The sequence below is a fragment of the Terriglobia bacterium genome (genome assembly GCA_020072815.1).
Taxonomy (GTDB): Bacteria; Acidobacteriota; Terriglobia; order Terriglobales; family Acidobacteriaceae; genus Angelobacter.
The window spans coordinates 29439-41220 of record JAIQGE010000005.1 but is presented as its reverse complement, the minus strand read 5'-3'; the positions used below and the strand labels follow the sequence as shown (position 1 = coordinate 41220).

10 protein-coding genes are annotated in these 11782 nt (G+C 59.9%); 8 read left to right on the top strand and 2 right to left on the bottom strand.

The annotated features are described in order from the left end of the window. Positions 1-3 precede the first annotated feature (3 nt). The 8 genes from LAO20_07590 to LAO20_07555 all read left to right on the top strand — a co-directional run bounded on the left by LAO20_07590 (position 4) and on the right by LAO20_07555 (position 8731). Positions 4-669 (top strand): hypothetical protein, encoded by a 666-nt coding sequence (locus LAO20_07590; protein ID MBZ5531277.1) that lies wholly within the window; start codon positions 4-6, stop codon positions 667-669. A gap of 1 nt (position 670) precedes the next feature. Continuing rightward, the gene (locus LAO20_07585) at positions 671-1090 is read left to right on the top strand and encodes a hypothetical protein (protein ID MBZ5531276.1); all 420 of its coding nucleotides are present in this window, start codon (positions 671-673) and stop codon (positions 1088-1090) included. Positions 1091-1152: 62 nt separating this feature from the next. Next, positions 1153-2058, top strand: a complete 906-nt coding sequence (locus LAO20_07580) for a sterol desaturase family protein (protein ID MBZ5531275.1) — start codon at positions 1153-1155, stop codon at positions 2056-2058. Between the two features lie 255 nt (positions 2059-2313). Beyond that, positions 2314-3714, top strand: coding sequence for a B12-binding domain-containing radical SAM protein (locus LAO20_07575; protein MBZ5531274.1), 1401 nt, complete (start codon positions 2314-2316; stop codon positions 3712-3714). 9 nt (positions 3715-3723) lie between these two features. Continuing rightward, positions 3724-5124 carry a B12-binding domain-containing radical SAM protein gene (locus LAO20_07570; protein ID MBZ5531273.1) on the top strand — a complete coding sequence of 467 codons (1401 nt, stop codon included), beginning with the start codon at positions 3724-3726 and terminating at the stop codon, positions 5122-5124. Continuing rightward, positions 5121-6257, top strand: a complete 1137-nt coding sequence (locus LAO20_07565; GenBank protein ID MBZ5531272.1) for a hypothetical protein — start codon at positions 5121-5123, stop codon at positions 6255-6257. Before LAO20_07570 ends, LAO20_07565 begins: the two co-directional genes overlap by 4 nt. Continuing rightward, positions 6208-7011 carry a hypothetical protein gene (locus LAO20_07560; GenBank protein MBZ5531271.1) on the top strand — a complete coding sequence of 268 codons (804 nt, stop codon included), beginning with the start codon at positions 6208-6210 and terminating at the stop codon, positions 7009-7011. The genes LAO20_07565 and LAO20_07560 overlap by 50 nt, the downstream gene beginning before the upstream one ends. Before the next feature lie 103 nt (positions 7012-7114). Next, complete coding sequence (locus tag LAO20_07555) at positions 7115-8731, top strand: GH3 auxin-responsive promoter family protein (protein MBZ5531270.1); 1617 nt, start codon at positions 7115-7117, stop codon at positions 8729-8731. Between the two features lie 45 nt (positions 8732-8776). Here the strand turns inward: LAO20_07555 and LAO20_07550 are convergent, their stop codons facing one another. Beyond that, the gene (locus LAO20_07550; protein MBZ5531269.1) at positions 8777-10078 is read right to left on the bottom strand and encodes a DUF3887 domain-containing protein; all 1302 of its coding nucleotides are present in this window, start codon (positions 10076-10078) and stop codon (positions 8777-8779) included. Between the two features lie 32 nt (positions 10079-10110). Next, complete coding sequence (locus tag LAO20_07545; GenBank protein ID MBZ5531268.1) at positions 10111-11220, bottom strand: hypothetical protein; 1110 nt, start codon at positions 11218-11220, stop codon at positions 10111-10113. Between the last annotated feature and the right edge of the window lie 562 nt (positions 11221-11782).

Sequence of the window (11782 nt, the reverse complement as noted above, 5' to 3'; positions counted from 1 at the left end):
AGCATGCGAAGATTTTTGGGGCTTTATCAGTACCTGGCGCCGGCCCTTCTGTTTCCAGTCAGCTACTGGCTATGGTGGGAGCGCAGCGGCCACAATCATCGCTTCGTCGCGCTGGTGCTGACCGTGCCCGTCCTGTTCGCCTACATCATTCCCGGTCTGGGCACCAACTGGCTGAAGCTCTGGGAGTTTCATACCCGCTGGCGATGGGGCAAGTTCCGTCCTCATCATGGATTCGTTTTTGGGACAGCGGCCAGCCTTTTCGCCCTTCTATGCGTGGATGCCCGCCCGCCGGGATTCGGCGTCTGGGAAGTGCTTCGCGCCGGATTTGTCATGGGGTCGGTTCTGGCCTTCTGGAATTGGATCTATGACATCTCGGCCATCAAGACGGGCTTTATTGTTGTGTACAACCGGCCTCACTTTGAGAAGCTGGGCCCGGAGGCCATCGCCACGGACTATGCTCCCGTTTTTTTTGGAGTTTTTGGCTTGTGCTACGGCATTACGATTCGCCTGGGCCAGCACTACTTGCTTGAGTTGGGACGATGGAACCTTATGGCCCGATTGATTGTCTTGGGCACGTTCGCCGTATTGGTGTTGCCGGTTTCGGCATTTGTGGTCTCCTCCTTGTTGAAAAACAAAACAACCGGATTGAAGCCATGCAAAGGAGAGTGAAATGAAAAAAGTACTGCAGCTATTCCTGTGGGGAGTTTGCGCCTTTCACGTGATCGTCGCGATTGGAATTAACTTCTCCACCGACTTCGTCAACCTGATGGCGTCGTGGTATGGAGCGCGCGTGGACATGACGCCCCAGTTCGTCGCCATCCTGCATCCACTGGGAGCGTTCATGCTTATTCTGGGCGGGTTGGCGGCCGTGGCGGCCATGGATCCGCTGCGCTACCGGCCCATCGTCTACGGCTTCGCAGCGCTGTTTCTGGTCCGCTCGCTGCAGAGAATCGTTTTCAAGCAGCAGCTCGTGGGCGCGTTCTCCATTGACCCCATGAAGAACACCATCAGCATGGTCTTCTTTTTCCTGCTGGGAGCGTCGTTGTTCCTTTTGTACCGGTACGTGGACAACCACTCCCAAACGGCTTGAACGAGTTCAGGCCGGATGCTGCCTGACTCGATTTATCAAGCAGCGCCCGGCCGGATGGACCCATGATCAACTTCGTAATGCTGGCGGCCGGCATTCAGGGCCTCTTCGTGCTGCTCGATTTGATCGAGTGGTATCGCGCGCCTGACCGCCGCGATTCCGCGCCGCCGGAAGGCCTGGGAACGTGGCTGTTTCTGGTGGGATGGATCGTCCTTTTCCTGGCGATCCAGTACGGCGGTTACTCGCTGGTTCCGCGCAATCAGGACCTGCTGCTGAGCATGCGGGCCGCCGTGGCGCGGTGGTTCCATCTGAACTCGGCTGACGCGCCCATGAACTGGCGGGCATTGGTGTTGGTCTCGGTGGCAGGGTTCTACATCTCTGGATTATGGGATTACCTGAACCACCGCTTCTTCAGCCACAGCCGCTGGCTGTTCTTTACCCATGAATATCATCATCTGCCCCGGCAAGTGACCTGCCTGATGCCGGGCATCGCGGGACGGCCATTCGCCGTGTTCGCCGTGTTCCCGCCCGTGGCCGCCAGCATCGTGACTGTCTACGCGCTGCTGGCTGTGTGCGGTCTTCCGTTGTGGGACCTGAGCGCGCTGAAAGTGCTCTTCCCCACGCTGCTTACCGTGCAAGTCGCTAGTCATTCTTCGTTTGTGCGCCGGCAACGATGGGTACACTACGTGCTCAGGACGTTGGCGATCACGTCTCCGCAGGAGCATGTGTTGCATCACACGGTTGACCTTAAGGGCAACTATGGCAACTACACGTCGCTTTGGGACCGCCTCTTTGGCACGTACCTTGATCCGCTGTTGCCGCAGCACCAGGGTCACGCCTGCGGGCTGGCTTACGACCAGGATTTTCTGGGCACCATCACGCTGGGAAAACTGAAGCTGCCGTCCGCGTGGCGCCGCCGCTTTCATGTCGCACGCTTCTGCAACATCACGCGAGAGCGGAAGACTCCATGAGACGTATTGCTTCCGGAATAGAGACCAGGCGCGAAACCAATGACAATCAACGGCACAACTCGATGTCGTGCTTTACCGCTTGTCTGTTTTCCTGCGGTCAAGCATCTTGTGAAACTAAGCTAGTAAAGGTGGAAACCAGCGGAGCATTCTTTTGGGGTAGGTTGGGAGAATGCTTCGCTGTAAAACCATCTTTGGAACGAAAAACTACATGCTAGAATCGGGAACTATTGTTGGCCTCGCTGATGGAGGGATCCCATGCTAACCGCTGACCCGCGCCCTTCCGACACAGCCTCTTCACTACTGCCGGCGGTTGCGCCAGAAGCCCGCAAGCTGCGCATTGTCCTGCTCTCGCCGCGCGGCCCGCTCTATCGCCAGCGGGGCGGCATATGGAAAAAGACCATGCGCTATGCGCCGCTCACGCTGACCACGCTGGCGTCGCTGGTGCCGGCGGATCTCTCCGCTCAGATAAGCATTGTGGATGAATATGCCGACGAAATTGAGCCGGACGCGATCCAGGCTGACCTGGTGGGCATTAGCGCCATCACGGGCACGGCGCCGCGCGCTTACGAAATTTCCGCGCGGCTGCGGCAGCGCGGAATTCCCGTAGTGCTGGGCGGCGTTCACCCCACGCTCATGCCGGACGAAGCCATGCAGCATGCCGACAGCACCGTGGTGGGCTACGCTGAAGAATCCTGGCCGCAACTGCTGAACGATTTCGTCGCCGGACGCATGGCCCCGCGTTACAACCAAAGTCCAACGCTCAAGCTGGCCAATCTTCCCTTCCCGCAGCGCCGACTCTTCGATCAACGCGTGGTCAACGTGGCTGACACCATTGAAGCCACGCGCGGCTGCATCTACCAGTGTGATTTCTGCGTGGTTCCCGCGGCCTGGGGCAAACCCATGCAGAAACCCGTGGCCGACGTGGTCGCGGACATTGTGCAGATGAAAGCCAAGCGGCTCATCTTTCTTGATCTCAACCTGATTGCCGACATCCCCTACGCCAAAGAACTCTTCACCGCGCTCATTCCTCTGAACATCCGCTGGGGCGGCCTGGCCACCACCAGCATCGCCTGGGACGACGAGTTGCTCGATCTGGCGGCGCGCAGCGGCTGCCGTGGCTTGCTGATCGGATTTGAATCGCTCAATCCCGAATCGCTCAAGGAAGCTAAGAAAGGCTTCAACATGCGCCGCGACTACCATGAAGTGGTGCGCAAGGTGCGCGACCGCGGCATCGCGCTGATGGGCTGCTTCGTTTTTGGCTTCGACCACGACACGCTCACCACCTTTGACGAAACCGTGGACTTCGTCATGAAATGCAAGATGGACTTGCCACGCTACGCCATCGCCGTCCCTTTCCCCGGCACCACCTTTTATAAGAGGTTAAAAGCGGAGGGCCGCATCACCACCGAAAACTGGGGGCTTTACGACGGCCAGCACGTGGTCTTTGAACCGCGCCGCATGACCCCCGATGAACTGCTTACCAACACGCGCCGCGCGTGGAAGAAGACATACAGTTACGCTTCCATGGCCAAGCGGCTGATGGGATCGCGCACGCAGTTGCCGGTGGCCATCCCCGCCAACCTGGGCTACCGCTTTTACGCCTATCACCTGGACACGTTTTACAACTGCGACTGGCAACTCGCGCCCAACGCCTGAAGGGAACCCATGCGTCTCACTCTGGTCCATCCTTGTATTGGCCGCCGCAAAGGCCAGCCCTACATTCGCACATGGCAGATGGAGCCGCTGGCGCCAGCCACGCTCGCCGGCCTCACGCCGCGCCACGACATGGACATCCGCTTCTATGACGACCGCACGGAAGACATTCCCTTCGACGAGCCGACTGATCTGGTTGCTATGAGCGTTGAGACTTACACCGCCAAGCGGTCGTACCAGATTGCTTCCGAGTATCGCCGGCGCGGAGTGCCAGTGGTGATGGGCGGGTTCCATCCGTCGCTGGTGCCGGAAGAAGCCGGCGAGTACGCCGAGTCTATTGTCATCGGCGAAGCGGAGGGCCTGTGGCCGGACGTGATTGACGATTTTCGCAATGGCCGCATGCAGCGTGTTTATCGCCAGCCTAAGCGTCCGCCGCTCACCGGCCTGCGTCCCGACCGTTCCATCTTCGCCGGCAAGCGCTATCTTCCGGTCGGCTTGGTGGAAGCCGGCCGCGGCTGCCACTTTCGCTGCGAGTTTTGCGCCATTCAGTCATACTTCGCCAATACGCAGACGCGCCGCCCTGTGGAAGAAATCATTGATGAAATCAAGCGCGTCAAGAAGCCGCTGATCTTCTTCGTGGATGACAACATCACCTCCAACATGGACCAGGCAAAAGAATTCTTTCGCGCGCTGATCCCGTTGAAAGTCCGCTGGGTCAGCCAGGCCAGCATTAACGCCGCGCACGACGAAGAATTCCTCCGCCTGATCAAAGCCAGCGGCTGCCAGGGCCTGCTCATCGGTTTTGAAACCCTCAACCCGGAAAATCTTCGCCGCATGAAAAAATCGTTCAACATGATGAAAGGCGGCTATGAAAAAGCCCTGGAGAACCTGCGGCGGCATGAAATCCGCCTCTACGTGACTTTTATTCTTGGCTACGACGAAGACAACGGTGACACCCTCAGAGAAACTCTGGCTTTTGCCGAACGGCACAAGTTTTATATTGTTGCGTTCAACCACCTCACGCCGTTTCCCGGAACGCCGCTGTACGAGCGGCTCCAGAGCGAAGGACGCCTGCTCTATGACCGCTGGTGGTTGCACCCTGAATATCGTTACGGCATGGTCCCGTTCGCGCCGCGCGGCCTCACCGCCGAGCAGGTCAAGCAGCGCTGCATTGAAGCGCGCCAGGCCTTCTACAGTTTCTCGTCCATCTTCCGCCGCGGCCTTGATTTCCAGGTGAACGCCAGCAACTGGTTCATGTGGACGCATTTCTTTTCCATCAACATGCTGTTTCGCTCGGAAGTACTCAAGCGAAAGGATTTTCCGTTGGGTGACGAATCCTACCGCGCGCCGCTGCTCAAGGCCGAACACGGCGCGCCACTGATCTTTGAACCATTGGCCAGTTTGCAGGCATGATGCACCTCACCGTAGATTTCGCCCGACCTGCCGATGACGCCGCCATTCGCCGCCTGCTGGCGCGCGAGCCCATGCCGGGACGCGTAACCGTCACCTTTGAGCGCGAGCCGGATTTCTCTCTGGGCTGTGCGGTCATGGGAGAAGATTGCAGGACCCTGGTTGCACGAAACGGAGTTGCACGAAACGGGGCCGCCCGCAACGGCCAAGCCAACGAGGTAATCGGCGTGGCGTGCCGCGCAACTCGTACCGTGTTCTTCAATGGCCGCGAACAGCGCCTGGGTTATCTGGGACAGCTCCGCATTGACGAGCGCTTCCGCGGACGCTGGCTTCTCTCATACGGGTTTCGGCTTCTGCGCCAACTGCATGAGGCAGACCCGGTGCCTGCGTATCTTGCGGCGATCATCGGCGGCAACGACGAAGCCACCGCGGTGCTGGTGGAAAAACGCCGCCGCATGTTCCCCGCTTTTCATCCGGTGGCCGACTATTGCACGCTGGCGATTGACGTTCATCGCGCCAAGCCGCCGTTGCCATGCGATGCGCAGATCGCGCCGGGCAGCGCGGACGACACGACTGAATTAGTAGAGTTCCTGCAAACGCACGGCCCTCGCCGCCAGTTTTTTCCTGTGTGGACGGAAGAAGACTTTCGCCGCCTCGCGCCCTTCGGCCTGAGCATGGGGGATGTGCAGATCGCACGCCGCAAAGGACAGATTGTCGGCGTCTGCGCGCTGTGGGACCAGTCGACATTCAAGCAGACCATTGTTCGCGGATATTCCGGCTGGCTCAAAGCCGCGGCGCCGGCATGGAACTTGAGCGCCTCGTTTTTCGGCCGCGCGCCTCTGCCTCGTCCCGGAGAAAGACTGCGGCACGCCTACGCCGCGCTGATCTGCGTCGCGGGCGATGATGCAGCCATCTTCGCTGCGCTCTTGCGGGCTGTTTACAATCTGGCGCACGCGCGCGGCTTCAGCTATTTGATGGTGGGCCTGGACGCGCGCGACCCGCTGCTGCCCACGGCGCGCGCCTACCGGCACGTGCTTTATCCCAGCCGTTTTTATCTGGCCGAATGGCCGGATGGAGGTCACCTGCATGAGCAACTCGACCAGCGCCCTTGTTACGTTGACATCGCCACGCTCTGAGCCGCGGCCAGAGCGCCGCATGGCGGGCTCCGTGGTTGCTCCGGGCACCCTCTCGTCCGGCGACCGCGACGTGATGTATCGCCTGCTGGAAACATATTTCGCGGGCACCAGCCGCGCGCAGTTTGAATCCGACTTGGCGGAGAAAGAATGCGCCATCCTCTTGCGCGACGCCGAGTCCGGCCAGATCCAGGGCTTCTCCACCTCCATGCGCCTCACGACACAAGTGGACGGTGAAACCATTGTCGCTTTCTTTTCCGGCGACACCATTGTGGCCCGCGAATACTGGGGTGACACGCTGCTCAGCCGCCTTTGGTCGCATACAGTTTTTTCCGCTGCTGACCGCATCCTCGCGGCCAACGCGGCGGCCCGCGTTTATTGGTTTCTGATCTGCTCCGGATATCGCACCTGGCGCTTCTTGCCCGTCTTTTTTCGCGAGTTTTATCCCAATCCGGATACTGCCACGCCGCCGCGCGTGCAGAAGCTCATGGATGCGCTGGGCCGGCAGAAATTTGGCGATCAATATTTGCCCGGAGCGGGCGTCGTCCGTTTCCGCTCAGCCGCGCCGCTGCGTCCGGGAATCTCTGACGTGACGGATGAGCGCTTGCATGATCCCTTCGTGGCGTTCTTCGCCCGCATGAATCCCGGCCACGTTCGCGGGGACGAACTTGCCTGCCTGACGGAAGTTTCCCGCGCCAACTTGACGCGCGCCGGCGCCCGCATGGTGGCAGGTGGCGCGAAGCTAATTGAAGGCTGATCCTGTTCTTCATCCAGATGCTGTGATCTGCACAATCGCAAATTCGCTTTGGCTGGCCGGGTGTCTTGCGGAATACACCCGCTTTCGTCGCGCAACGCGGCAAGTGGAACAAGAACAGCGGTCGTTGCTCCAGCGCATTCTGTGGGAAAACGCGGAAACCGACTTTGGCCGGCAACACCAGTTCAGTTCGATTCGCTCAGTACAGGAATTTCAGTCGAGAGTCCCTCTGCGCGACTACGCGGCCCTCCAGCCTTGGATGGACCGCGCTGCCGCCGGAGAGCCGAACGTTCTCACGCGAGAAGGCGTGCGACTATTTGAGCCAACCAGCGGGACGGGGTCCTCAGCAGCCACCAAGTTGATTCCGTACACGCCTGCGCTTCAGCGCGAATTTCATCGCGGCGTGCAGGCATGGATCGCCGATCTTTTTCTTCATCAACCGGAACTGCTCAACGGCCCCGCATATTGGTCGGTCAGCCCGGCACTCAAGCGCGAACAACGGACAGCGGGCGGCATTCCCATTGGCTTTGACGACGATGCTGCGTATCTTGGCTGGCAACAACGGCTGGCGCGCGCGGTGATGGCCGTGCCTGCTGCTGTGCGAGGCATCAGCCAGACCGAGGCATTCCGCTATCTGACTCTGCTCTTTCTGGTGCGCAGCCGAAAATTGAAATTGATCTCGGTCTGGAACCCAACATTTCTTTCGCTGATAGTCGGCCAGTTGGCGGAGTGGGGAGAAGAGCTTGCGCGCGACCTTTACCACGGAGGCGTGGCCCGCGATATTCCTTCCCTCGACGCTTCCCTGCGCTCGTCGCTGCTGGGCTCGCTGCATCCGGACAAGCGCCGGGCAGGTGAATTGCGCGCGGCGTTGCGCACCGGCAGTCCCGCGGGAACACACGCGGCCTTGTGGCCCGAATTGAAGCTCATCAGTTGCTGGGCGGACGCCAACGCAGCCGCGCCCGCCGCTGAGCTGCAAACGCTTTTCCCCGAGTCGCGAATCCAGGGAAAGGGCCTAATCGCCACGGAAGGTTTTATCTCTTTTCCCTTGGCTGGTCATCAAGACGCGGCGCTGGCGATACGTTCGCACTTCTTGGAATTTCTTCCCGTCAACGCCGCGGGCGAGTCTGATCCATCCACACCGCGGCTGGCCCACCAGCTCGACCAGGGCCAGCGATACTCGGTGGTGATCACCACCGGCGGCGGGCTCTATCGTTACCCGCTGGGCGACACGGTGGAAGTAACCGGCCGCGTTGCTGAGTGCCCTCTCATCCGCTTTGTGGGCCGCGAAGGCTACGTTTCTGATTGGTTCGGCGAGAAGCTGAATGAAGCCCACGTGGCACGCGTGCTTCAAACAGCGTTTGCTGCACAGGCGATGTCACCGCGGTTCGCCATGCTGGCTTGCGATCCTGCTCCGCCGGCCAGCTACGTCCTTTATATAGATACGCCGGAGCCGGACGAGACGCTCTACCGTGCCGCCGCGAGAATTGACGCCACCCTGCGCGATAACTTTCATTACGACTACTGCCGTGAACTCCGGCAACTCGGCCCGGTCCACGTGTTGCGCGCGAAGAATGCCGCAGAAACCTACATGGCCTTGGCTGCAAACAATGGACAACGCAGCGGCGGCGTGAAGCTGCTGGCGCTTGACCGTCGCGACGGGTGGTCCAGGATCTTCCAGGGCAAGCCGGCTGCTGACGTCATGCAGGAAAGTGCGCGATTGTGAGCAGATTCTTGGACGCGAATTAGTCCCAATCTTGCTCGCCTATCCTTACTGAATCTCCTGAAATTCTTGTGGAATATGCCTTGGGTTACCGGCAGTTTGCACATACCAGTTGCGGACCCTGAGGGCCGGGCCAAGGGCGAACTCAAAACTGACGTGCCCTTTCTGATACGCGCAGGTCACGATCACCACATCCGAATAGAGGTCCAGTTCTGAATCTTCTATGCGCTCAAAATCGCCAGCCTGCTGGGTCACCTGGTTCAAGTAGCTCCGCAACTGTTTTTCGTCAGGCACTTGGACCTGGGGCGCAAAGTTGTTGCGAAATTCGGCGAACTTCCCATGCGCCAGCAATTCAACCAGGTCTCGCGCGCGTTGCTGGATTCGGTCCGCAGGGCTGCCGGATATGATGGCGCCCGACCCAATTTGGGAGATTTTTCCCTGATCATTAAGAATCATCCACAAACGGGGACGCCCTTCATCGCAATTTCCCAGGGCTACGTATCCCGGAGGCGTGTTTCTCCACGTCACCCTGTGGACCTCCACGTCGTCAGCGCAGTGGCTTAGGTGCGACAGGCGGGCCGCGACCGTGTTAACCGGACTGGTATCGGCATGCGGCGCGAACCTGCCTTGCAGATATTGAAGATCGCCCCGCAAGACATGCGCGAGAATCTGGCCGGCCAACGCGTCGGGCTCCAGCGGCGATTCCGAATCATTATTGTCGGTATTGCCGCTGTTCTGGGCGAACACTTCTCCGATGGTGTCTTCCACTTGGGTTACGTTGCCGCTTTTGAGAACGTCATTCTTGAAGTGAAAAACCACTTCTCCCTTGTAAGGCGCGGCTTGGTTGCCTTCGCCCGAACAGTAGCCGATGGTGAGCTTCACCTCGCCTTTCTCCACATTCACATCAAACCTGGTTGGGTAAGCGCTGTCTCCTTTTTCGAGTTTGGCAAGTTCTCGCTCGGGTATTTTGTCGAGATTGCTTGTCTTGTCTCCTCCCCACGGCACTTTTTGGGCCAGGCCGGTCCATTTTTTCCCGATCCCCGTGCAAACCATCCCCGGCGGATTGAGCTTGCCTTCTTTGTAGTTTGAGGCGCACTTCGGGGCAAAGCTGTTGGCCGGGACGGCGACAACGCCCGGTATTTGAATCAATAGGCTGGCGGCTGCGTCGGCGTTGGTTACGGTGCAGCCGCCGCGGGATGTGATGGTAGCCAACGGATACTGCGCTTCCAGTTGTTCCTGCAACGTCGGCGCGGCAGCGGGAGCGCTCTGCGCGCGAAGTGTGACCGCGGATGCGATTACGCCCAGCGCCAGCGCGGATGTCTGAATGCAGCTAAAGAAGATCTTGCTCATCGTGCTTCTCCTTTTGGGGGATCGACTGCCTTCTACTGGTTCGGCCGGGCGGGACTTTGCGCTGGTTTTGCTATCTCCTGTTCCATTTGCTCAACGTTCCTTTGCTGGTCTTTCAGCTCAGATTCGGCGTTCGCGTCCGGCACTGGCGGGGCCACCTCGCCCGCGGTCCTGCCGGTGTCCGGGGCCGCAGGCAGGCCGTTTTTGCCCTGGTTCTCGGCCAGGGTTTTCAGGCCTGCATCCAGCTTTTCGCGAAATGCGTTGTGCATCTCCTGCAACTCGCTCACGTCCACGCTCGAGTTGGTGTCCACCGGGCAGTCACCTTGCTTGCTGCTGACCACGTTTACGGCGATCTTGTGGTCCGCGTCCGGTGTCTTTCCCATGCGCATGAGGACGTCGCCCGGCGTGACGGCACATTCGTTACCGTCATCGTCCGCCAAGTCAAGGTTGCTGGCCACGATGAAGATTTTTTGGCGGGGATCGAGCGCCTCAGGAACGTCTTCCGGCGTTTGATTAGGCGCTTGCTTGCCTCCACTCGGCGCAGGCGTCTGGGCCGCCACGGCCGGCTGCTCCGCCGCCGCGCGCTCTGCGGCCAGTTGGCGCTGGACCTCTTCAGAAATCATCTGCTTCACTTCCGGAGAGAGCGCGACCTGGCCAGCGCCGCCATCGTCGGCAGGCGGCGCCGCAGCCGGCGTGCCGGCAGCAGCTTCAGCGCGGGCGGCATACGCCAGCTGCAAACTTTCCGCCAGTAGATAATCCGTCAGCCAGAGAGATGCGTTGGCATAAGCCGGATAAGGAGTGAAGTAATATCCGTATCCCACGAACCACGGATTGCCGGCCCATCCCCAGTTGTAATAAACCGGCGACGCCCATGGGTTGTACGCCCATCCGTAGAACGCCGGATGATAGTAGTACGCAGGCGCGTAGCGGTAATAGACCACGCCATGATAGGGATAAGACCGATACGCTACCGCATAACGCCGTCCACCGTACACATATGTGCGTTGGTAGTACTCGCGTCCTCCGCGACGGTAGTATTTCCTCCCCACGTAACCCCCGTGTGGTCCATAGCCGACAACTTTGCGCTCATTGGGGCCCTCGTGGACGAAGGTTTTTCCACCGCGCAGGTTTTGATGAACTCTCAAGCCATGCTTCTCTATGTCACGCACGCGGCCATGATCATCCTTGGTTACTCGCTTGTCACCGATCTGCGTGTGGGTGCGAGTCGGTTCGCGTTTGGTGCCAAAGTGTTGCCTATCACGAGGCGTGCGTTCAGGAGGCTTGGGGACTGGAGGCTTGCGAACTGGAGGTTTGGGCTTCTTTTGGCCCGTCGGGTTCTTAGATGGCGGGCCAGGTTTCTTCGTCGTCGGTGGTCCACCGGTCAGGCCACTCGGCCGCTGTGGACGCCCCTGACTGCCTGTTGAGCCACCACCGGTGCCATTTGGTTTTTGTCCGCTAGGGGCGCTCGGTCTGCCTTGCCCCGATGATTGGGGCTTACCCTGCGGCTTGCCTGCGGCAGGTTTTGCCGGTGCAGCCGGCCTGGGGGTAGCGCTGGCAGGCGGCTTCTTGTCGCCTCCCCAAACGGGGCTTGAGACCGCAACCCAGAGAAGGAGCATCAAAACAATTTGCCAGCGGTGGGGACTGTGCGGTGAACTCATACGGCCTCCTGAACTGATCGGAACAGCTTGGCCCTGAGGATTCCTGACA

Coding starts and splice junctions, on each gene's coding strand:
- LAO20_07590 (MBZ5531277.1), top strand. CDS start 4: ATGCGAAGATTTTTGGGGCTTTATCAGTACCTGGCGCCGGCCCTTCTG.
- LAO20_07585 (MBZ5531276.1), top strand. CDS start 671: ATGAAAAAAGTACTGCAGCTATTCCTGTGGGGAGTTTGCGCCTTTCAC.
- LAO20_07580 (MBZ5531275.1), top strand. CDS start 1,153: ATGATCAACTTCGTAATGCTGGCGGCCGGCATTCAGGGCCTCTTCGTG.
- LAO20_07575 (MBZ5531274.1), top strand. CDS start 2,314: ATGCTAACCGCTGACCCGCGCCCTTCCGACACAGCCTCTTCACTACTG.
- LAO20_07570 (MBZ5531273.1), top strand. CDS start 3,724: ATGCGTCTCACTCTGGTCCATCCTTGTATTGGCCGCCGCAAAGGCCAG.
- LAO20_07565 (MBZ5531272.1), top strand. CDS start 5,121: ATGATGCACCTCACCGTAGATTTCGCCCGACCTGCCGATGACGCCGCC.
- LAO20_07560 (MBZ5531271.1), top strand. CDS start 6,208: ATGAGCAACTCGACCAGCGCCCTTGTTACGTTGACATCGCCACGCTCT.
- LAO20_07550 (MBZ5531269.1), bottom strand. CDS start 10,078: ATGAGCAAGATCTTCTTTAGCTGCATTCAGACATCCGCGCTGGCGCTG.